Raw genomic sequence first — 21,294 nt, forward strand, 5'->3', positions numbered from 1 at the left:
TGACAATCAGGTTACGATGTTGCAGGTCCGCAACAAGCGCGGGCCCGCGGGCCCGAGGGGAAATCCGGCATTGCCTGCGCGATCAGAACTGCGCGGTCATTGCTACCCCGATCGTCACGACAACCACGCCGAGCATCTGGCGAAAAGTGAGCCCCTCGCGGAACAGCCGGTGACCGGCGAGCGCCGCGATCGGCATCTCGATCACGCCCAACGCGCGAACCGCTGCTGCCGGAGCGAGGTTGAGCGCGAAGAACCAGCCCGATGAAGCAAGCGCGCCGAACAGACCCGCGCCGAGGGATTCGCGCCAGTCAGTGATCACCGCGAGGAGCGCCGGCCGATCGCGCCAGAGCAGATAAAGGATCAGCGCGCCGGCTTGCACGGCCTGCACGATCGCGACGCTCGCCATTGCCGCGAAGAAGGGGTGCTGGGGCTCGAGCCGCAGCCCGGCATGGCGAAACGCATTGAGCGCAAACCCGAAGAGCAACCCGGAGACGACGCCGAGCGCGACGCCGGACACCGGCTTCTGCCCGCCGCCGGTCCGGCGCGGCCAGACGAGAATCGCGAGGCCCGTCGTGGTGAGCGCCACCCCTGACCAGCCCAGCGGCGAGAGATTGTCCTCGAATACGAGCAGTCCCGCGATCGCGGCCAGCGGTACCGAGCTCTGCTGCAGCGCCGTCCCGATCGCGAAGCCGGCATAGTGCATTGCGAGGAGCAAAGCCGCGGTTGCCAATACCTGCGCCAGCGCTCCGGTCAGCGCCGGCCACCAGAAGGCGGCGCCGAAGCGTGGCGCTACGTCTGGAGCAAAGGCGAACGCGACCGCCACAAAGACGAGCGAGAAGGGCAGCCCGAAGAGGAAGCGGACCAAAGTCGCACCCCAGGGGCCGGTGCGCGACATCATCCCCCGCTGGAGGGCGTTGCGGCCAACCTGAAACGCCGCTGCCGCAATCGTCGCGCCCGCCCACAGCATCTCGTTCCTCCCGTCCGAAGGCGCGGCTTAGGTGCGCTGCATCGCAGCATCAACCCTGTCGCCCCTTTTCGGCAGGGTCTCTTCGGTCCTGGATCGGCGAACCATGAGCCAGGCTAATGGCTCTCGCGAGAAATGGTGGTTTGCGCCGCCGTCTCTGCTGCGGTCATTTCACCGGCGCAAAGGGAGATCATGATATGTCCATTCGAGCCGCGCTCGCCGCCATGCTGCTGTCGTCGGCGGCACCCGCACAACAGGCCGACGATCCGCTGCTCCGCCCGATCGCTCCCAAAAGCGCCGCGAAATGGCTGGGGCCGGAGGCGCCGATCCGTGTGTTCGGCAATTTCTATCTGGTCGGCTTCGAGGGGCTCAATGTCGGACTGATCGACACCGGTGCCGGGCTGATCCTGATCGACGGTGCCGTGCCGCAGGGCGTTCGGGCGATCGAGGCGAACATCCGCAAGCTCGGCTTCCGGGTCGAGGATGTGAAGTACATCCTGAGCACCGAACCGCATTACGATCACGCCGGCGGCATCGCCGCCCTTGCGCGCGATAGCGGGGCGACGGTGGTGGCGGGCGCGGCGGCCGCGACGGTGTTGCGCGGCGGCACCGATCCATCGGACGCACAGGCAAGCTGGCTGGTGCCCTTCCCCGCCGTGTCGCGGTTGCGCACCGTTCGCGACGGCGAGCGGCTTCGGCTTGGCGGGGTGACTGTCAACGCCCGCGCCACACCCGGCCATACCCGGGGGAGCACGAGCTGGACATGGCGAAGCTGCGAAGGCCGCCAATGCCGCACGATCGTCTTCGCCGCGAGCCTCAATCCCGCAGCGCCGCCGGCCTATCGCTTTTCCGATCCCGACCATGGCTGGCTGGTCGCGTCGTTCGGACGGTCATTCGCCGCGATGCGCCGTATGCCCTGCGACATCCTGATCACTGCGCACCCGAGCCAGTCGGGGGGAGCCGAGAAACGCCGGCGCTTCGACCAGGGGTCGAAACCCAATCCCTACATCGATCCGGGCGCGTGCCGGGCTTATGCGCAGGATTTCGCGGCGGCGCTCGACAAACGGCTGGCGCAAGAGCGCGCGCCGCAGGCGAAATAGACACGAAAAAGCCCGCCGATCGTGCGACCGGCGGGCTTCTCTACATGGTGGGCGCGGCAAGGATTGAACTTGCGACCCCTGCGGTGTGAACACAGTGCTCTACCACTGAGCTACGCGCCCTTTCGCCCTGGGTCCTTGAACCCTTCGGCGGAAACGGGAAGCGGGCCTTTAGGCGGTGCGGGGTGCGCTTGTCCAGCCCCAAGGCCCTGCTTTACCGTCGGATCAGTTGACCGAATCCTTGAGGCCCTTGCCGGCCTTGAACTTGGGCTGGTTAGATGCCTTGATCGTCATCTCCTCGCCGGTGCGCGGGTTGCGGCCGGTCGACGCCTTGCGCTTGCTAACCGAGAAGGTGCCGAAACCGACCAGGCGCACTTCGTCGCCCTTCTTGAGCGAAGTCGAGATCGCATCGAACACCGCTTCGACGGCCTTGGTGGCGTCGCCCTTGCCGAGGCCGGAGGTCTCAGCGACCGTCCCGATCAGCTCTTGCTTGTTCATGCTGGTGGATTCCCCCTGAGTGAGTGCATCGAAAAATGAGTCGCGGCGGCAAGCCGAGCGCGCCAGTCAGCACGCGACCGCCGCCGCTGTCAAACCCTCAGCGGCGGATTTTGCCGCAAAAGTTACGCGTCCTCAATGATGAACGGCGTCGCCGATCCCGGGCACATGCGCCGGCGGCTGAGCCGCCAGCTCGTCGGCATCGGTCCAGTCGATCGCCGTGAGCGGCTCGGTCAAAGCGAGCCGCAGCACTTCGTCGACATGGGTGACCGGAACGATTTCCAGCCCTTCGCGGATGTTCGCCGGGATCTCGACGAGGTCCTTCTCGTTCTCGCCCGGGATCAGCACCGTCTTGATGCCGCCGCGCAGCGCCGCGAGCAGTTTCTCCTTGAGCCCGCCGATCGGCAGCACCCTGCCGCGCAACGTGACCTCGCCGGTCATGGCGATGTCCTTGCGCACCGGAACCCCGGTCATGGTCGATACGATCGCAGTGACCAGACCGATACCCGCCGACGGACCGTCCTTGGGAACCGCGCCTTCGGGCAAGTGGACGTGCACGTCCTTGCGCTGGAACAGGCTCGGCTTGATGCCATAGGTCGGCGCGCGCGCGCGGACGAAGCTGAACGCAGTCTCCACGCTCTCCTTCATCACATCGCCCAGCTTGCCGGTCGTCTTGATCGCGCCCTTGCCCTGAACGGTGACGCTCTCGATCGTCAGCAGTTCGCCGCCCACTTCGGTCCAGGCGAGCCCTGTGACCGCACCGATCTGGTGCTCCTCCTCCGAAAGGCCGTGGCGATATTTCTGCACCCCGGCATATTCGTGAAGGTTCTCGGGCGTGATGGTGACGTTGGTCTCCTTGCCCTCCAGGATCTTCCGCAGTGCCTTGCGCGCCAGCCTGGCGATCTCGCGCTCGAGCGTGCGGACGCCCGCCTCGCGCGTGTATTTCTGGATCAGCTCGCGCAGCCCCTCGTGCGTCAGGGTGAACTCGCCTTCCTTCAGCCCGTGCGCCTCGATCTGCTTGGCGATCAGGTGCCGTTCGGCGATCTCGACCTTCTCGTCCTCGGTATAGCCTTCGAGCCGGATGATCTCCATGCGGTCGAGCAGCGGCTGCGGCAGGTTTAGCGAGTTGGCCGTGCACACGAACATCACGTCCGAGAGATCGATGTCGATCTCCAGATAATGGTCGTTGAACTTGTTGTTCTGCTCGGGGTCGAGCACTTCGAGCAGCGCCGAGGCGGGATCGCCGCGGAAGTCCTGGCCGAGCTTGTCGATCTCGTCGAGCAGGAACAGCGGGTTCGAGGCGCCGGCCTTGCGCAGGTTCGTCACGATCTTGCCGGGCAGCGAACCGATATAGGTGCGGCGATGGCCGCGGATCTCGGCCTCGTCGCGCACGCCGCCCAGCGACTGGCGAATGAACTCGCGACCGGTCGCCTTGGCGATCGACTTGCCGAGCGAGGTCTTGCCCACGCCGGGAGGCCCGACGAGGCACAGGATCGGCCCCTTCAATTTATTGGTGCGCGCCTGCACCGCGAGATATTCGACGATGCGGTCCTTGACCTTCTCGAGCGCATAATGGTCGCCGTTGAGGACAGCCTCGGCCTCGACGAGATCCTTCTTGAGCTTGGACTTCTTGCCCCAGGGCAGGCCGAGCAGCACGTCGAGATAATTGCGCACCACCGTCGCCTCGGCGCTCATCGGCGCCATGGTCTTGAGCTTCTTGAGCTCGGCGGTCGCCTTGGTGCGCGCTTCCTTGGAGAGCTTGAGCGTCGCGATCTTCTGGGTGAGCTCGGCGATCTCGTCGCCATCACCCTCGTCGCCTTCATTGCCCAGCTCGCGCTGGATCGCCTTCAATTGTTCATTGAGATAATATTCGCGCTGGGTCTTCTCCATCTGGCGCTTCACGCGGCTGCGGATCTTCTTCTCGACCTGCAGCACGCCGAGCTCGCCCTCCATGAAGGCGAAGACCATCTCGAGACGCTTCCGGGGGTCCTTCTCGACCAGCAGCGACTGCTTGTCGGCGACCTTGACCGCGATGTTGGCGGCGACCGCGTCGGCGAGGCGCGAGGGATCGTCGAGCTCAGCGAGCTGGACCGCGGTCTCGGCGGGCAGCTTGCGGTTGAGCTTGGCGTAATTTTCGAACTGATCGACCACCGAGCGCATCAGCGCCTGGAGCTCGGCACTCAGATTGTCGGGCGTGATCTTGCTCACCTTTTCGCCCAATTCGGCGGCGGCGCTTTCCAGCTGCGTGTCGCCTTCGTCGACCGGATTCACTGTCGCGGTGAGGAAAGGCCCCGATTCGTCGACCGTCTCGAGCGTGCCGCGCTCCTTGCCCGCAACCAGCACGCGTACGGTGCCGTCGGGAAGCTTGAGCAGCTGGAGCACTTCCGCCGACACGCCGGTGTCGTACAGATCCTCGCGGCCGGGATCATCCTCGGCGGGATCGAGCTGCGCGACGAGGAAAATCTCCTTGTCGTCGGCCATCGCGGCTTCGAGCGCGGCGACCGACTTGTCGCGGCCCACGAACAGCGGCACGATCATATGCGGGAAGACGACGATGTCGCGAAGCGGCAGGACGGGATAGGACTGCTTCATGGATACTCCTGGGCCCGAGCGGCCCTCACATTCCACTATATATGGTGCCTGCGCCAGCCGCATCAATCGTCGTGCATTGATTGGCTGTGGACTGTCGTTTCCGGCGACGCATCGGCCCGCGGAAACGTCGCGACGTGGCACATGCGGGCGCTTCGGCTATATCCGCTCCCGCCAGACCCGATTTTACGCTCGCGACGGCGGACGCGCCGTCGAGCGCGCCTGATGGAGAGACCTATCCGCATTCACCTGCTGCTCGCCGCTTCCGTCCTCGCGCTGAACGCTTCGCCTGCCCTTGCGCAGGTCAAACCGGGCGAACCGCCGATCACCGAAATCACCAAGACTTCCGGCGGCCCGATCGATCCCGAACGCGCGGCGCTGCGGCTCGAGCATGTCGATCTCGCGATCGAAGTGTTCCCCGATACGCAGACGCTGCGGGGGGTTGCCACGCTGACGCTCGCCACTTCGGCACCGCAGCGCCGCCTGCTGATCGATCTCGACAAGAACTTGCCGGTGAGCGCGATCAGCATGGACGGGCAACCGCTTGCCCGCACGAGCTGGTCCAATCCCGAAGGCCGGCTGACCATCGCCTTGCCCACAACGCTCGCGGCGGGCAGCCGTGCAACGGTCAGGATCACCTATGGCGGCACGCCGCATGTCGCCGTGCGCGCGCCGTGGGACGATGGCATCGTCTGGTCGAAGACCCCAGAGGGCCAACCGTGGATCGCGACGACCGCCGAAGGCTATGGCTGCGACCTGTTCTGGCCGTGCCTCGATTTCCCGGCCGGGGAGCCGGCGAAGGTCGACCTCCACATCACCGTGCCCAAGGGCCTGTCGGCACCTTCCAACGGCGTGCTGCAAAAGGTCGATACGCTTCCCGACGGCCGCACGACCTGGCATTGGCATGCGCGCAGCCCGAACCCCTATTCGGTGGTGCTCAACGTCGCGCCCTATGTCGAGATCAAAGGCCTTTACAGGAGCCGCTTCGGCGGGACGATCCCACTACATTACTGGCACCTGGCGGGCCGCGATGCGCAGGCGAAGGGCCTGTTCGCCGAATTCGCGCCGACGCTCGATTTCTTCGAAGCCAATGTCGGCCCCTATCCCTGGTCCGACGAGAAACTCGGCGTGGTCGAGACCCCGCATCTCGGCATGGAACACCAGACGATCAACGCGTACGGCAACAACTACGCCAAGGACGCGACCGGCTTCGATTGGCTGTTCCAGCACGAGCTCGCGCACGAATGGTTCGGCAACCAGATGTCGGCGGCGAACTGGGATGATTACTGGCTCCACGAAGGCTATGCCCAGTACATGCAGCCGCTCTACGGCCGCTGGCGGGAGGGCGAGGCCCGCTATGCAGTGATGATGGAGAAGTTCCGCAACCAGATCGAGAACAAGGCGCCGATCGTCTCCGGCCGGATCATGACCGAGGAAGAGGTCTATGAGGAGGAGAAAGGCGGCCCCGGCGGCGACATCTACGTCAAGGGTGCCTGGGTGCTCCACACGCTGCGCAACACGATCGGCGACAAGGCCTTCTGGGAAGTCACACGCCGGCTGGTTTATGGCCGCCCCGATCCGAGACCAGGCAATTTCCAGCCTCGCTTCGCCACCACGCCCGAATATATCGCCATCGTCAACCAGGTGACCGGCAAGGACATGACCTGGTTCTTCCATGTCTATCTGTATCAGGCGGCGCTTCCCGAGCTGATCGAAACCCGCGAAGGCGACCGGCTCACGCTTCGCTGGAAGACTCCCGGGAACAAGCCCTTCCCGCTTCCGGTCGAGGTGCAGATCGACGACAAGGTCGAGACTGTGGCGATGACCGGCGGCACCGGAAGCATAGCCGTGCCGGCGGAGGCGCATGTGATCGTCGATCCCGCCTCGCGCCTCCTGAAGCGCTCCGAAGCGGTCGAAGCCGCCCAGCGTGACCCGCGCCACGGCGAGTGATGATGAGACTTTGGCTCTTCGCCGCCGCCATGGGTGCGTTGGCGTTCCCCGTCACCGCCGCCGCGCAGCTCTACGAGGGCAAGGCCGGCAATGCGCCGATCATTGTCGAACTCGACCAAGGCGATGGTGCACCGAGCGGGCGCTATTTCTATCGCAGCACCCGCCTCGACATTGCGCTCGACGGCGAACGAGACGCGGATGCGCTCAAGCTGAACGCACGGCTCACCGGCGACAGCCTTGTCTTGAAGCGTGCGGGCAATGGCTGGGCGGGAACGCTGACCACCGCCAAGGGCAAGACGCTTCCGATCGCGCTCACGCCGGCCACGCCTCCCGCCGCACCGGTCGGCGCTCCCGCGGATCTCGACGGCTATGATCGCATGCAGCTCGCGGGGCTGCGTCTCGAACCCGCCCGCACGGAGCGCATCGGTACGCGCACGATCCGCTGGTACACCGAGCGCATGTCCGGAACCCGGCTGTTCCGCATCGAAGGCGGATATGCCGCCGCAGCGCTGCACAGGATCAACGCCGCGCTGACGGCGACGCAGTGGGAGCATGTTCGAAACTGGTTCGGCTGCCCAGGTTATGAGGGCGGCGCGGGCATTGATTCGGACGAGGCCGGGCCAGTCTATCTCGACGATTCCTGGGTCAGCTATCCGTGGCGGACGAGCTGGGGGTGCGCGGGTGCGGCGCACCCCGATTTCGGAGTGCAGGGCGTCATTTTCGACGCGCGGACCGGCAGCGAAGTCAAGCTCGATGATCTGCTGCGCTTCGGAAAGACGCCGCCGCCCGAGCGGTCGGACGCCTGGTACACCTATCGCGGCGGAACTTTCGCCACGGGATTGGTGGCGCTGCTCAAGCGTTATCATTCCAAACAGATGGCGGCTTCGGAAGAGGACGGCTGCAGCTATGACGACCCGGGCGTTTGGAGCTTCCCTCAAGCCTGGCTCACCCCGGACGGCCTGTTCGTCGCGGCGTATTTCGCTCGTGTCGCGCGGGCCTGCGATGCTCCCGAATGGGCGGTGATCCCGTGGCGAGCGCTGAACGGTCCGGCCGTGCGGCGCTCTACCGCACGGCCCCGGTGATCAGACCGGGCGGAGGACCCTCGCCAGGACATAAGCGAAGGCGATCTGCCACGGCGTGTAGATCTTGAGCGGCTGGATGATGTCGCTGGCGGACGAATCACCCGTCGCGCCGGTGGTGAGATACAGATACAGGCAGAAGCTGCCGACGGCGCCGAGCAGCACGGTGCCGAACGCCTCGAAGGTGAGGCTCGATCCCTTGCGGAGCAGCCCGAAGATCGCGCAGAGCAACAGCGCGCCGCCGCCGCCCACGGCACCGCCGACAAAACCGCGCAGGAAGCCCACTTCGTCGCCGCGCATTCCACTGACGGTCATCAGCGCGACATAGTGCATCAGCGTGAAGCCGAGGAAGAATACCAGCGCCTTGACCGCGAGCCGGTGCTGCCGCTCGCGCCAGACGAAGGGCAGGCCGAACAGCGGCGTTATCCAGACCGCGCCGTTGTCGATGTGGAAATAGACCACCAAGGCCAGGCCAATTGCGTACAAGACATGCCCAAGTACCAGCCATTTGAAGGTTTCGAGCGCGGCCGGGTTGAGCGCCAGATCGAAGGGCGAATGATACTCACGAGGATCTTCGTCATCGAGGATGGCTACATCGGACATACGTCACCTCTCCATCTCTTCTCCTGCGGAGATGGTGCGCCTCGTGAGCGAGTCGGTCAAACAAAAGCGGCCGGAAGGGTATCTTTCCGGCCGCTCGTGCAGTGTTTTGGCAACAGAAGTTCAGGGTCCGCACTCCCTACCCACAACGGCCGGGATCGCCCGGAGACGGGCGCTGGCAAGGAAGCTCGCGCAGCGCGGGCTGGTGGCCCGAGCAAGTGAGCTGACGCAGTCCAGCGTTCGTCTCCGGGCGACCGCGAAGCGGCGGGCGGATTTTGGCGCACAGCCACGTCATTCGTCGGTCGCGATGAACACCGCATCGCTCCCTCCTCATTCCTCCCTGTGCGCCAAAATCCGCTCCGTCACGGCCATTGCGGGCAGGGAGTGCGGACCCTAGGCGGCGCTGCCGGTCTTTTCCTTCTTGGCGTAGATCCGGACCGGATCCTTGCGACCCTCGACCACGTCCTTGTCGATCATCACCTCGTCGACGCCGTCCATGCCGGGCAGGTCGAACATCGTGTCGAGCAGGATCGCCTCGAGGATCGAGCGGAGCCCGCGCGCGCCGGTCTTGCGCTCGATCGCCTTCTTCGAGATCGCGGTTAGCGCGTCGTCGTTGAAGCCGAGCTTGACGCCCTCCATGTCGAACAGCTTCTGATACTGCTTCACCAGGGCGTTCTTGGGCTCGGTGAGGATCTTGATCAGCGCATCGATGTCGAGATCCTCGAGCGTCGCGATCACCGGCAGGCGGCCGACGAACTCGGGGATCAGGCCGAACTTGAGCAGATCCTCGGGCTCCGTCGAACGCAGCACTTCACCAGTACGACGCTCGTCGGGCGCGGCGACATAGGCGCCGAAGCCGATCGACTTGCCCTGCAGGCGATCGCCGATGATCTTCTCGAGCCCCGAGAAGGCGCCGCCGCAGATGAACAGGATATTGGTCGTGTCGACCTGGAGGAACTCCTGCTGCGGATGCTTGCGGCCGCCCTGCGGGGGAACCGAGGCGGTCGTGCCTTCCATCAGCTTGAGCAACGCCTGCTGGACGCCCTCGCCCGAAACGTCGCGGGTGATCGAGGGATTCTCGGCCTTGCGGCTGATCTTGTCGATCTCGTCGATATAGACGATCCCGCGCTGCGCCCGCTCGACATTGTAGTCGGAGGCCTGGAGCAGCTTGAGGATGATGTTCTCGACGTCCTCGCCGACATAGCCGGCTTCGGTGAGCGTCGTCGCATCGGCCATCGTGAACGGCACGTCGAGGATGCGCGCCAGCGTCTGGGCCAGCAGCGTCTTGCCGCAGCCGGTGGGACCGACGAGCAGGATGTTCGACTTGGCGAGCTCGACATCCGCGCCCTTGGCGCCGTGGTTGAGCCGCTTGTAATGGTTGTGCACCGCGACCGAGAGCACGCGTTTGGCCTGCTTCTGACCGATCACGTAGTCGTCGAGCACGTCGCAGATTTCCTGCGGCGTCGGGACGCCACCGTCCTTTTTCGAGACGAGTGCCGACTTGGTCTCTTCGCGGATGATGTCGTTGCAGAGCTCGACGCACTCGTCGCAGATGAACACGGTCGGTCCGGCGATGAGCTTGCGCACCTCGTGCTGCGACTTGCCGCAGAACGAGCAGTAAAGCGTGCTCTTGGAGTCGCCGCCGCTGAGCTTGGTCATTCAATCCATCCTTTACGCGCCGGACGCGTAGCCACTACCCGCCATCCTACACGCGGGTTCCCGTCCGGCAATCCATAATCCGCCCACAGCAAGCGGTTTGCGCCGTCCGAAGGGCCATGCCCCCGGACGGCTTATAATCCAATAATCTTAAGCAGCTGCTGCGTCTTCGGTCGGCTGCGGCCGCTTGTCGTACACTTCGTCGACGATTCCGAACTCCTTGGCCTCATTGGCTTCGAGGAAGGTATCGCGATCCATCGCGCGCTCGATCCGCTCGAGCGGCTGGCCCGTATACTTGGCATACAGGTCATTCATCCGCTGGCGAATACGGAGAATCTCCTTAGCCTGGATCTCGATGTCCGAGGCCATGCCCTGCGCGCCGCCCGAGGGCTGGTGCACCATGATGCGGGCATTGGTGAGCGCGACACGGAGGCCCGGCTCGCCCGATGCGAGCAGGAAGCTGCCCATCGAAGCGGCCTGACCGATGCACACCGTGCCGACGCGCGGACGGATATATTGCATCGTGTCGTGGATGGCCATGCCGGCGGTGACCACGCCACCCGGCGAGTTGATGTACATCCAGATATCCTTCTTCGGGTTCTCGGACTCGAGGAAGAGCAGCTGGGCAGTGATCAGCGAGGCCATATGGTCCTCGACGCCGCCGGTCACGAAGATGATGCGCTCGCGCAGCAGGCGCGAGAAGATGTCGAAGCTGCGTTCGCCGCGGCTCGACTGTTCGATGACGATGGGAACGAGACCGCCGGTAACGGGATCAATGGTCATCTGACCGGAAAGCGGATGCATGCGGGATTTTCTCTTGGATGGTTGCCCAGAAACCCAACATCGGCGCTCGGACTGCGCGGCGCAAGGGGGCAACGCGGTAAACCGCCGGTAGGGCCTGCTTGACACGTCAGCTTGACACGGTTGACACGAAACGGGCTTTTTCGGCCGTCGTTGACACGCTTCCCCTCCTACCTCCCGTTGTCACGCGTCACCGACGCGCCCGATACGCTCGTGCCGCGCGCCACAAACGCGGCACCTACGCGGCACGATCGCGCCATTCACGCGCCGCCTTCGCCCCTAGTTCGCGCCGGCTACGCCCCTGTGACGCGACAGCCGTTTGCCCCCGAACGCGGCTGCGACTCCGCAGCACCACATGCCGGCACGAGCGGACCGCAGCACGCCAAATCCTACATTGCAAGGCAGCCCTGCCGCGCCCACATCGTTTCGCATGAGCAAGGTTCTAGTCACCGGTGGCTCCGGCTTCGTCGGCAGCCATGTGATCCTGCAGCTGCTGGCGGCGGGGCACGAAGTCCGCACCACGGTGCGCAGCCTTTCCCGCGAAGCCGAGGTGCGCACGACGCTCGCCGCGGCGGGCGCGGATGCCGGCGACCGCCTCTCCTTCTTCGCCGCCGATCTGGAAAAGGACGATGGCTGGGGGGAGGCGGCGGCGGGCTGCGACTATGTCCACCATGTCGCCTCGCCCTTCCCGCCCGCACAGCCAAAGGACGAGGACGAATTGATCCGCCCCGCGCGCGAAGGCACCTTGCGGGTGCTCCGCGCCGCCCGCGACGCGGGCGTGAAGCGAATCGTGGTCACTTCGTCCTTCGCGGCGGTGGGCTACGGCCATGGCCAGCGCGACACGCCCTATACCGAGGCGGACTGGACCGATCCGGACGGGCCGGCGGTGCAGCCCTATATGAAGTCCAAGACGCTCGCCGAGCGCGCGGCGTGGGATTTCATCGCCTGCGAAGGCAACGGCATGGAGTTGGCGGTGGTCAATCCGGTCGGCATCTTCGGCCCGGCGCTGAACGGCGATCTCTCGACTTCGATCTTCCTCGTGAAGACGATGATCGAGGGGAAGATGCCGGGCACGCCGCGGCTCTATCTGGGCGTGGTCGACGTCCGCGACGTCGCCGATCTCCACTTGCGCGCGATGACCGATCCGGCGGCCGCGGGCGAACGCTTCCTCGCCGTTGCAGGCGAGGCGATGTCGTTCCATCAGATGGCGATGGTGCTGCGCGAACGACTGGGGCCTGCCGCCGCCAAGGTGCCGAAGCGTCAGTTGCCCGATTGGCTGATCCGCCTGCTCGCGATCTTCAATCCGCTGGCGCGCGAAGCGGTGCCCCGGCTGGGTATCAAGGCGAGCGCGAGCAACGAGAAAGCGCGCCGCGTGCTCGGCTGGACGCCGCGATCCCGCGAGGACGCGATCGTCGCCAGCGGCGAGAGCCTGATCGCGCTGGGCCTGATCGGACGTTAGGCTTTTAACTCTTCCCCCTCCCTGTAAGGGAGGGGTCAGGGGTGGGTGGCACCGGCTGGGGCTCGATGCCCCAGCCGGTGCCGTTTTGCTGCGAGGCCAGAGCTTCCTTTAAGCGCGCAGACGCGCGCACCCACCCCCAGCCCCTCCCTGCAAGCAGGGAGGGGAGTCAGATAGTTGACCTCGACACACGCTAAGGCATTTTCCATTCTCTCCCGCTATCGAGGCGCGATGGGGACAGGATCTTCGATTTCCGACGAGCGGCGGTTCGTGCTGTGCTTGCTGCTCGGCGGGCTGGCGCTCAGACTGTTGCTGCTCCAGGTCCGTGGCGACGGGCTGACGGGCTTCTACGGCGGCGGCGAGGCCACGCGGATCGCACTCGCACTGGCGCGCACCGGCACATTCGCCGATGCCTATTACCAAGGCTATGGGCCGACCGCGCATCTGCTGCCGGTGCTTCCCGGCATCGCGGGCTTCCTCTTCTGGCTGTTCGGGCCGCTGAGCGTTCCGGCCAATCTGGCGTTGCTCGGCTGGTCGCTGCTCCAGACCTTCGCGAGCTATCTGCTGCTGCGCCGGCTTTTCCAGCGCCTCGGGATGGACCCGACGGCGATCCGCTGGGGGCTCGCCTTGCTCTGCCTCGTGCCGGTGTTTCAGCCGCAGGAGACAATCGATTTCCGCTATTGGGAGGGCGCCGCGGCGGTGACGCTCGCTGCGCTCAACCTAAATCTGCTGCTGGCGCTCGACGAACCTACGCAGCCCGACTGGCGCTCGTTGCTGCTCTGCGCCGCACTGGCCGCACTGACCTTCTTCGTCAGCCCCGCCGCGGGGCTCGGCATCTATGCCTGCTGGGGATTGTTCGCGCTGCGCCGGCTCGGCCTGGCCAAGGCGTTCCAGTTCGGCGGTCTGTGCGCGGCCGCGCTCGCATTGCTGATCGTGCCCTGGGCGATGCGCAACGCCGCGATGCTCGGCGAGCCCGTGCCGCTCCGCAGCAATTTCGGGCTGGAGATCGCGATCGCCAATCACCCCGCCGCCGTTTCCGGCGACAGGCCCGCCGAGACCTTCGCCGAACGGATGTTGGCGATACACCCCTATCACAGCCGCCCGGCACGCGCCGAACTCGCTCGCGAAGGAGGTGAGATCGCCTATGCGCGCAACCTAGCCGCCGAGACGAAGGCGTGGATCGTCGCGCATCCGCTGGATTTCGCGCGGCTCAGCGCGCGTCATCTCCGTCAGTTCTTCTTGCCTTCGCCATGGCAGTTCTACTTCAGCAGCGGGGAGGAATGGCGCACTCCCCGCGCGATCCTGCTGTCGCTGGTGAGCCTGTTCGGGCTGCTCGGGCTCGCCACCGCGATCTACCGGCGCTGGCGCGGCTATGGCTGGCTCGCGATCTATATCGCCGGCGCGGCTTTACCCTATGCGATCGTCCAGCCGATCCCGCGCTATTCCTATCTCGTCTACGGGATGCTCGCCTTCTTCGCGGTGGAGGCGCTGCTGCGCGCCGGGCGCTATGTCGTCGGTAGAGTCGGCCCCGGCACTGCCAGATAAGCCAGCCGACGCATCTCACGGCGCCCGCGCACCACCGTATCCAGGATTAACCCGGTGAACAGGTTGAGGAAGGCGAGGATCATCAAGCCCGTCGCGAGCACGGCGGTCGGGAAGCGCGGCACGAGGCCGGTCTGCAGATAGGTGATCGCCAGCGGCACAGCGAGCAGCACCGCCATCATCGCGAACACGGTAGCGATGAAGCCGAAGAACAGCATCGGCCGCTCGATCCGGTAGAGCACCGCGATCGTCTTCGCGATCCGATATCCATCGCGCCAGGTGTTGAGCTTCGACGCCGATCCCTCGGGCCTCGCGAAATAGCGCGCCTCGACCTCGCCGACCGGCATCTTGAGTTCGAGCGCGTGTACGCTGATCTCGGTCTCGATCTCGAACCCGGACGACAGCACCGGGAAGCTCTTCACGAAGCGCCGCGAGAACACCCGGTAACCCGAGAAGATATCGGTGAAGCTGCGTCCGAACAATTGCGCCAGAAGCCCGGTCATCGCCCGATTGCCGAGGACATGGCCACGGCGATAGGCCTCCGCCGCCTCATGCACGCGCGTCCCGACGATCATGTCGAGCCCCTCCTGCACCAGCCGATCGACCATCGTCGGTGCGACGCTCGCGTCATAGGTCGCGTCGCCATCGGCCATCACATAGATGTCGGCATCCACATCGGCGAACATCCGCCGGACGACATTGCCCTTGCCCTGCATCCGTTCGCTGCGGACGATCGCGCCGGCCGCGCGCGCGACTTCGATCGTGCGATCGCGGCTGTTATTGTCGTAGACATAGATCATGGCGGTGGGGAACACCGCGCGGAACCCGGCGATCGTCTGCGCGATCGCGGCTTCCTCGTTGTAGCAGGGCAGAAGGACTGCGATGCGCGGTTCAGACAAGCCATTCCCCCCAAACCTTCTCCCTTGATGGGAGAAGGATAGCGAAGCTCGGCAGCTTGCTGCCTAGCGTAGCTTGGATGAGGGTGAGCGAGCACCCTGCCGAGATGTCACCCTCACCCTTCCCACGCCTTCGGCGCGGGCCCCTTCCCTCTCCCATCAAGGGAGAGGGAAAGCAAGGCTCAGCCCTCGGCCTTCTTCTTCGCTGGTGCCTTCTTGGCGGGCTTGGCCGGAGCCTCTTCCGCCTTCTCGGCCTTGGCGGCGGGCGCCTTCTTGGTCGCGGCCTTCTTCACCGGCTCGGCCTCGACGAGTTCGTCGCCGGGCGCGGCGGGCTCGATATCGGCCTTCTCGACCTTCTTCGGCTTGGCTGCCGCCTTCTTCGCCGGCTCCTCGGCCTTGGCGTCGTCAGCCTTGGCTTCCTTCGCAGGCTTCTTGGCGGCGGCCTTCTTGGCCTTGGGCTTGTGGTTGTCGTGATCGTGGTGGTGGGTGCCGGTATCGAAGCCCTCGTCGCTCTCGATCGCGGCTTCCAGTTCCTCGCGAGTCACTTCGCGCTCGCTGATCTCGGCCTTGTCGAACAGGAAGTCGACGACCTTGTCCTCGAACAGAGGCGCGCGCAGCTGGGCGGCCGCCATCGGCTCCTGCTGGACGTACTGCATGAAGCGCTGGCGATCCTCGGGGCCGTATTGCTGCGCGGCCTGCGCGATCAGCCGGCTCATTTCCTGCTGCGAGACCTCGACGCCGTTGGCGGTGCCGATCTCGGAGAGGAGCAGGCCCAGGCGCACGCGGCGCTCGGCGATCTTGAAATAGTCGTCGCGCTCGGACTCGAGCTCGGCGAGCGCCGCGGCCGGATCGGCCTCGTGCTCGGTCTCGTGGACGAGCTGGTGCCAGATCTGCTGGAACTCGGCGTCGACCATCGACGGCGGCACCGGGAAATCATGGCCGGCGGCGAGCTGATCGAGCAGCTTGCGCTTCATGTACGTGCGGGTGAGGCCATTGAGCTGCTGCTCGATCTGGCCCTTGAGGAGACCCTTGAGCTGCTCGAGGTCCTGCAGGCCGAGCTGCTTGGCGAAATCGTCGTCGATCTTGGTCTCGCCGGCGGTCTTCACCGCGGTGATCTTGAGATCGAAGGTCGCGGGCTTGCCGGCGAGATCCTTCGAACCGTAATCCTTCGGGAAGGTGACGCTGATCGTCTTCTCGTCGCCCGCCTTCACGCCGACCAGCTGGTCCTCGAAGCCCGGGATCAGACGGCCCGAGCCGATCTCGACCGCCATGCCCTCGCCGGTGCCGCCCTCGAAGGCGACGCCGTCGGCGGTCTTGCCGACGAAGTCCATCGTGACCTGGTCGCCGGTCGCGGCCTTGTGCTTGGCCGGGGCATCGTCCCATCCCTTCTGGTTGCTGGCGAGCTCCTTGAGCTGCGCGTCGACCGCGGCGTCATCGGCCGGAACGGTCAGGCGCTCGAGCTTGAGGCCCTCGATCGACGGCGTCGGCACGTCGGGGAGCACTTCGAGCTCGATCTTGATCTCGGCATCCTTGCCGGGCGCATATTCGCCCTCGAGGCTCACCGCGGGCTGCATCGCCGGACGCAGCTTGTGGTCGACGAGCAGCTTCTGCACGCCTTCCTGGATCGAGTTGTTGAGCGCGTCCTGCGCGATCGCCTCGCCATGCATCTTGCGGACGAGGTTCGCGGGAACCTTGCCGGGGCGGAAGCCAGGCATGCGGACCTGCGGGGCGACCCGCTTCACTTCGGCATCGACCTTCTTGTCGATGTCCTTGGCGGTGATCTTGAGCGTGTAAGCCCGCTTCAGGCCCTCGTTCAACGTCTCGACAGTCTGCATCAGTTCAAGCTTCCAAAAAGAATGAGATCGCGGCGCCGGGACGCTGATCAAGAGCGACGGTGCCTGGTGCGGGCGAAGGGACTCGAACCCCCACACCTTTCGATACCAGAACCTAAATCTGGCGCGTCTACCAGTTCCGCCACGCCCGCAGGGGCACCGCCGGTCGGCGGGCTCTATAGCAGTCATGGGTCCGGGGGCAAGCCGCGAAGCAACTTGCTTGGCCCCGCCGACGTTCAGCACGGGAAAAGGAGATGCCCCATGCCCGTCGAGCCGCCGATTCCCGCCCAGCCCGAGCCCGCGCCGTCCGAAAATCCGGGCGCGCCGCAGCCGGGCCAGCCGACCGCGCCGCCGCCCGAATATAACCCACCCGCCCCCGATATCGACGTTCCGGCGCCCCAGCCCGGCGGCGATCCGCACGTTGCCCCCGGGCAACCGATGGCCTGAGGCCGCGTTGACCCAGGGAAGGAGAGACAGACATGGGCGAGACCAAAAGCGACGCCGAACTGCGCGGCCCGATCGCCGGGCCGGCGGACGATTCCCGTTCGGACCTGGAGCAAGCGGTGCAATCGCGCGCCGACGAAGCCGATGCGGCAGGCGGCGGCGATGCCCATTCGCCGCTGGAGCCGACCGGCGTAGCGGACGGCGTCAGCGGAACCGCGGGCGAAGTGAAGAACCAGGACAGGACGCAGCAATAGCGGAGCACAGCAAGTCCGATGGCCCATTATTATCTGAACCTGATCAACGGGTACGGCTTTACACCCGATCAGGAAGGCGAAGACTTCCCCGATCTCGATGCCGCACGCGAACGGGCCAAGGAGAGCGTGCGCTCGATCCTGAGCGATGAAATCAAATCGGCCGGGCTGATCAACCTGCGGGGACGGATCGATATCGCCGATCACCGGGGAGCCGTCGTCACGACGCTGCCTTTCCGGGATGCAATCGAACTCAAGCTGGACGATTCGCCGCCGGAGCGAGAAGCCAAATGATCGAAAAGCATCTGATGAAGCTGCGCGCGCGCGACGACATCAGCGCGGAGGAAGAGCAGGCGCTGCGCGATGCCCTGGGCGAGGTCCGGACAATTCCCGCCGACCGCACCTTCATCCCGGCCGGAAAGGAACTCACCAGTTCGACGCTGCTGCTGGAAGGTGTCGTCTGCCGGTACAAGGACTTGAGCGACGGCCAACGCCAGATCACCGAACTGCACGTCGCCGGCGATTTCGTCGATCTGCACAGCTTCACGCTGAAGCATCTCGATCACAACATCATGGCGCTGACGGCGAGCACGGTCGTGCAGGTGCCGCACGAGAATTTGAAGAAGATCACCGTGGATCACCCCCATCTCGCCCGGGTGATGTGGTTCTCGACCAATCTCGACGCCGCGATCCACCGGGAGTGGGAAGTCTCGCTCGGTCGCCGCAACGCGCTCCAGCGCACCGCGCATCTGTTTTGCGAGCTTCAGGTGCGCCTCGGCCTCGTCGGCCTCGCCAGCGAGCGCGAATATGCGCTGCCGATCACGCAGACGGAACTCGCCGAATGCCTCGGCCTCACTTCGGTGCACGTCAATCGCGTGCTCAAGGAATTGCGCGAGCGTGGCTTGGTCGAGTTTCGCAGCCGGCGCGTGACGATCCGCGACCTCGCCGGGCTGCGGCGCGAGGCGGAGTTCGATCCCGCCTATCTCTATCTCGACAAGCGTTCGCGGTGACGCGGGCGGAGCGCCGCGCCACCGCGACGCTTCAGTTGGCAGCCGTCAGATCGACGATGCGATCCCGATCGTAGCGCAGCACCCCGGCCATTTCGGGGATTCGTCCGATCGTCACGCCGAAATAATTGGGCAGCTTGCCCACCGGCCGATAAGCCGCGGGCCGGATCGTCATCTGCGCCAGCCGCGGATCGATCGTCATGCCCGCCGGGGCCGGCCCGAGATAATTGGGGATGTCCATCACCACCGGCATCGACGAATCGCCCGGCGGCGCCTTGGGCCGCTCCACGCCGTCGGTCAGGATCACGCCCATGTCGACGATCTCGCCCGCGCGCGCCTCGAACTTGACACTGCCCATGCAGAAGCAGGTTCCGAGCGGCGCGGCGCCATTGGCGAGCGCCAGCGGCCCATAGACGCGATATTCGCCCGGCGTGACTTCCTGCAAATAGGTCGACGCGCCGCCCTTCGCCTTGGCGAAGCGGTCGAGCGGGCCGATCCCCACCGCCGCCATCATCCCGAAGGGCGTGAACTCGAAATTGCTTTCGGTTGGCTCGACGGGTTCCTCCGGAATCCGGGGCGGTGGCGAGCCCTTGGGCAGCTTCGCCGCCGCGGCGACCGCGCGATCATAGGATGCGCGCTTCTTGAGATATTTCTCGTGCGCTTCGGCAAATGCGTCGGCGCGGAGCTCAGCATAGGCCGCCTGATCCTCCGCGGTCGGCACGCGCATCAGATAGAGCGGCACCGCTTCGTCGGTGCGGAGCAGGACATAGGCCTTGGCGGGATCGAGCGCCACCACCGGCTTGTCCTTGACGGCCCTGGTCTCGACGAACACCGGGTGCTTGTCGCGCGCGATCGCGGGGCTCGCCAGCGTCAGCGACGCCAGCGCGGAGAGGAAAAGCTTGTTCACAGGCCCAGCGCCTTTTCCTGCGGAGCGGCCGACGATGCGACCAGCGCCTGTTGCTGCAGATAGCGGGTGCGGTCTTTCTCGCTGACGCCCGACAGCCCTTCCTCGAAATTGAACTCGGTCCACAGCTTCTTGGGCAGGCCATAGCGGTCATAGCCCTTGAAGTGCATGCAGGTCCGCATGTTGACGCGACGCACGCGGCGCTTCTCGCCCGATCCGAAGATCGCCTGCGCCATCAAGTTGCCCAGCGCCCCGCCGACCGCGCCGGCCACCGTGCCGGTATAGGGATAAGGCACCTGGGTGTAGCCGATCCCGCTCGCTAAGCCGCGCGCATAGCCGTCGCACTCGCGGACATCGGCATAGGCCGTCGCGAAATCGGTGTCGGTCCGGCGGAAGTAATAATATTTGTCGTAGTCGCCGGCATCGCTGGGATCGGGCTTGAACGCCAGCTCGGGCATCTTGACCGATGCCGCGTCGACCGCCTCAGGCATGCCGAAGGGCGAATCGCTGTCCGCCAGAGTGGCCGTAGTAGACACGGCGGCCGGGGCGTTCCCCGCATTCGCAACCGCTTCCTGCGCACAGGCGGGCGCGACGGCCCCCGTCAACGCGGCCGCCCCAAGGGCAGCCACACTCGCTCTTACCATGATTTCCTCCCCCTCGAATGGCGTCGAATCGCCATTCCCCCGGGGGGCAGGATATTCAGTGAAGCGCTCGAAACAATGCCGAAGTGATCGGTAGTCTCACTTGGCGGCCGGAAGCCGCCGCGCCGCCAGCACCTTCACCGGCGCTTCCGGAACCTCACCCTTGAAGCTGCCCTGCAGCGTCTTGGTCGGCGAGGTCGGGGCGTCGAAGATCTTGAGGATCACGTCCATCCCCTCAACGACGCGCGCGAAAGCGGCATAGCCGAGATTGTCGCCCGGCTTGCTCGGGTCGGCGTCGAACGAAGGCTGATCGCCGACCATGATCGTGAACTCGCCACGCGCGCTGCCCGGCGCGAGCCGCGGCATCGACAGCGTGCCGTCGAGATGCTTGATGCCGGTCTGGCTGGTCGGCTCGTGCTTGATCGGCGGCAGCATCTTCGCAGGCGCGTTCTGCACGCCGAGCTGGACGAAACCGAAATGGTCCGCGACCTTGACGGTGCGGTAGAAGACGATCCCGTCGAGGCGCTTCTGATCGACATAGCGCAGGAAATTGCGGGCGGTGATCGGCGCCTTGTCGGCATAGACCTCGACGACCACCCGCCCCGCGCTCGTCTCGAGCACCACGCGCGGATTGACCGCGGTGGTCTGAGCGGCGGCGGGAAATGCCAGCATGCCGGCCAGCAGCGCAAAAACCATTCCCCGGATCATCTCACGCCTCCCCTGCTTCATCCTTCACCGCGTCCTTCGCCCTGGCCAGCTTGGCGCTCTCGGCCTTGAGTGGCTTGGACACCGGACAAACCTCCTGCAGATAGCCGTTCAGCGCATTGGCGAGATTGGCCTCGACCAGTCGATAATGGACATATTGCCCGCGCTTCTCGCTCGTCACCAGCCCGGCATTTTCAAGCACGGAAAGATGCTGCGATACCGCCGGCTTCGAAATCTCGAACCGCGCCGCGATCTCGCCGGCGGTCAGCTCGGCATGGCTCAGATAAGCGAGGATTTTCCGTCGGACGGTGGAGGACAGGGCTTCGAACACGCGTTGCATGCCCAATATTTAAGTGATTGCTTCATTGCTTTCCAGTCCAAATCT

The 21,294-nt window shown here is 65.4% G+C and carries 21 protein-coding genes and 2 tRNA genes; 9 read left to right on the forward strand and 14 right to left on the reverse strand.

Features of this window, described 5'->3' with window-relative positions:
• Positions 1–82: 82 nt before the first annotated feature.
• The gene (locus ASE13_RS09605) at positions 83–967 is read right to left on the reverse strand and encodes a DMT family transporter (protein WP_056613921.1); all 885 of its coding nucleotides are present in this window, start codon (positions 965–967) and stop codon (positions 83–85) included.
• Positions 968–1,161: 194 nt separating this feature from the next.
• Here ASE13_RS09605 and bla point away from each other — a divergent pair, with 194 nt between their 5' ends.
• Positions 1,162–2,064: a subclass B3 metallo-beta-lactamase gene (gene bla, locus ASE13_RS09610; protein ID WP_056613925.1), complete on the forward strand. Its 903-nt coding sequence runs from the start codon at positions 1,162–1,164 to the stop codon at positions 2,062–2,064.
• Positions 2,065–2,109: 45 nt separating this feature from the next.
• On the opposite strand, the gene ASE13_RS09615 is transcribed toward bla, so the two are convergent.
• The 3 genes from ASE13_RS09615 to lon form a co-directional block, all read right to left on the reverse strand.
• Positions 2,110–2,184: transfer RNA gene (locus ASE13_RS09615), tRNA-Val, on the reverse strand.
• A gap of 102 nt (positions 2,185–2,286) precedes the next feature.
• A complete protein-coding gene (locus tag ASE13_RS09620; protein ID WP_056613928.1) occupies positions 2,287–2,559 on the reverse strand; it encodes an HU family DNA-binding protein in 273 nt (90 codons plus the stop codon).
• A 132-nt stretch (positions 2,560–2,691) separates the two neighbouring features.
• Positions 2,692–5,148 carry an endopeptidase La gene (gene lon, locus ASE13_RS09625; protein WP_056613932.1) on the reverse strand — a complete coding sequence of 819 codons (2,457 nt, stop codon included), beginning with the start codon at positions 5,146–5,148 and terminating at the stop codon, positions 2,692–2,694.
• Between the two features lie 222 nt (positions 5,149–5,370).
• On the opposite strand from lon, the gene ASE13_RS09630 reads away from it, so the two are divergent.
• Entirely contained in the window at positions 5,371–7,095 is a 1,725-nt protein-coding gene (locus ASE13_RS09630; RefSeq protein WP_082596522.1) for a M1 family metallopeptidase, read from the forward strand.
• Positions 7,096–7,097: 2 nt separating this feature from the next.
• Entirely contained in the window at positions 7,098–8,177 is a 1,080-nt protein-coding gene (locus ASE13_RS09635; RefSeq protein WP_156404805.1) for a hypothetical protein, read from the forward strand.
• Here the strand turns inward: ASE13_RS09635 and ASE13_RS09640 are convergent, their stop codons facing one another.
• From ASE13_RS09640 to ASE13_RS09650, 3 genes are all read right to left on the reverse strand, one after another.
• On the reverse strand, positions 8,178–8,777 hold the full coding sequence (locus ASE13_RS09640) for a hypothetical protein (RefSeq protein ID WP_056613938.1): 600 nt from the start codon (positions 8,775–8,777) through the stop codon (positions 8,178–8,180).
• A 390-nt stretch (positions 8,778–9,167) separates the two neighbouring features.
• Entirely contained in the window at positions 9,168–10,433 is a 1,266-nt protein-coding gene (clpX, locus tag ASE13_RS09645) for an ATP-dependent Clp protease ATP-binding subunit ClpX (protein ID WP_056613941.1), read from the reverse strand.
• Positions 10,434–10,580: 147 nt separating this feature from the next.
• The gene (locus ASE13_RS09650) at positions 10,581–11,234 is read right to left on the reverse strand and encodes an ATP-dependent Clp protease proteolytic subunit (RefSeq protein WP_056613945.1); all 654 of its coding nucleotides are present in this window, start codon (positions 11,232–11,234) and stop codon (positions 10,581–10,583) included.
• A gap of 427 nt (positions 11,235–11,661) precedes the next feature.
• Here ASE13_RS09650 and ASE13_RS09655 point away from each other — a divergent pair, with 427 nt between their 5' ends.
• Together ASE13_RS09655 and ASE13_RS09660 are read left to right on the forward strand one after the other, a co-directional pair.
• Positions 11,662–12,690 (forward strand): SDR family oxidoreductase, encoded by a 1,029-nt coding sequence (locus tag ASE13_RS09655; RefSeq protein ID WP_056613948.1) that lies wholly within the window; start codon positions 11,662–11,664, stop codon positions 12,688–12,690.
• A gap of 228 nt (positions 12,691–12,918) precedes the next feature.
• Entirely contained in the window at positions 12,919–14,232 is a 1,314-nt protein-coding gene (locus ASE13_RS09660) for a hypothetical protein (protein WP_056613952.1), read from the forward strand.
• Here ASE13_RS09660 and ASE13_RS09665 read toward each other — a convergent pair.
• The 3 genes from ASE13_RS09665 to ASE13_RS09675 all read right to left on the reverse strand — a co-directional run bounded on the left by ASE13_RS09665 (position 14,193) and on the right by ASE13_RS09675 (position 17,109).
• Positions 14,193–15,128 carry a glycosyltransferase family 2 protein gene (locus tag ASE13_RS09665; protein WP_056613955.1) on the reverse strand — a complete coding sequence of 312 codons (936 nt, stop codon included), beginning with the start codon at positions 15,126–15,128 and terminating at the stop codon, positions 14,193–14,195. The genes ASE13_RS09660 and ASE13_RS09665 overlap by 40 nt on opposite strands.
• A 179-nt stretch (positions 15,129–15,307) precedes the next feature.
• Positions 15,308–16,960 (reverse strand): trigger factor, encoded by a 1,653-nt coding sequence (tig, locus tag ASE13_RS09670; protein ID WP_056613958.1) that lies wholly within the window; start codon positions 16,958–16,960, stop codon positions 15,308–15,310.
• Between the two features lie 64 nt (positions 16,961–17,024).
• Positions 17,025–17,109 (reverse strand) — tRNA-Leu (locus ASE13_RS09675).
• A gap of 109 nt (positions 17,110–17,218) precedes the next feature.
• On the opposite strand from ASE13_RS09675, the gene ASE13_RS09680 reads away from it, so the two are divergent.
• From ASE13_RS09680 to ASE13_RS09695, 4 genes are read left to right on the forward strand one after another with little or no spacing between them, the layout of a single operon-like run.
• A complete protein-coding gene (locus ASE13_RS09680) occupies positions 17,219–17,404 on the forward strand; it encodes a hypothetical protein (RefSeq protein WP_056613961.1) in 186 nt (61 codons plus the stop codon).
• A gap of 32 nt (positions 17,405–17,436) precedes the next feature.
• Positions 17,437–17,655 carry a hypothetical protein gene (locus ASE13_RS09685; protein WP_056613964.1) on the forward strand — a complete coding sequence of 73 codons (219 nt, stop codon included), beginning with the start codon at positions 17,437–17,439 and terminating at the stop codon, positions 17,653–17,655.
• An 18-nt stretch (positions 17,656–17,673) separates the two neighbouring features.
• Positions 17,674–17,946, forward strand: coding sequence for a DUF6894 family protein (locus ASE13_RS09690; RefSeq protein WP_056613967.1), 273 nt, complete (start codon positions 17,674–17,676; stop codon positions 17,944–17,946).
• Positions 17,943–18,662 carry a Crp/Fnr family transcriptional regulator gene (locus ASE13_RS09695; protein WP_056613973.1) on the forward strand — a complete coding sequence of 240 codons (720 nt, stop codon included), beginning with the start codon at positions 17,943–17,945 and terminating at the stop codon, positions 18,660–18,662. The genes ASE13_RS09690 and ASE13_RS09695 overlap by 4 nt, the downstream gene beginning before the upstream one ends.
• A gap of 31 nt (positions 18,663–18,693) precedes the next feature.
• Here ASE13_RS09695 and ASE13_RS09700 read toward each other — a convergent pair whose 3' ends face one another.
• The 4 genes from ASE13_RS09700 to ASE13_RS09715 form a co-directional block, all read right to left on the reverse strand.
• Positions 18,694–19,566, reverse strand: coding sequence for a hypothetical protein (locus tag ASE13_RS09700; protein ID WP_056613976.1), 873 nt, complete (start codon positions 19,564–19,566; stop codon positions 18,694–18,696).
• On the reverse strand, positions 19,563–20,099 hold the full coding sequence (locus ASE13_RS09705) for a hypothetical protein (RefSeq protein WP_235536905.1): 537 nt from the start codon (positions 20,097–20,099) through the stop codon (positions 19,563–19,565). Before ASE13_RS09705 ends, ASE13_RS09700 begins: the two co-directional genes overlap by 4 nt.
• 204 nt (positions 20,100–20,303) lie before the next feature.
• The gene (locus tag ASE13_RS09710; protein ID WP_082596524.1) at positions 20,304–20,912 is read right to left on the reverse strand and encodes a peptidylprolyl isomerase; all 609 of its coding nucleotides are present in this window, start codon (positions 20,910–20,912) and stop codon (positions 20,304–20,306) included.
• Position 20,913: 1 nt separating this feature from the next.
• Positions 20,914–21,249: a metalloregulator ArsR/SmtB family transcription factor gene (locus ASE13_RS09715; protein ID WP_056613982.1), complete on the reverse strand. Its 336-nt coding sequence runs from the start codon at positions 21,247–21,249 to the stop codon at positions 20,914–20,916.
• Positions 21,250–21,294 lie beyond the last annotated feature (45 nt).

Source organism: Sphingomonas sp. Root241 (assembly GCF_001428865.1).
GTDB lineage: Bacteria > Pseudomonadota > Alphaproteobacteria > Sphingomonadales > Sphingomonadaceae > Sphingomonas.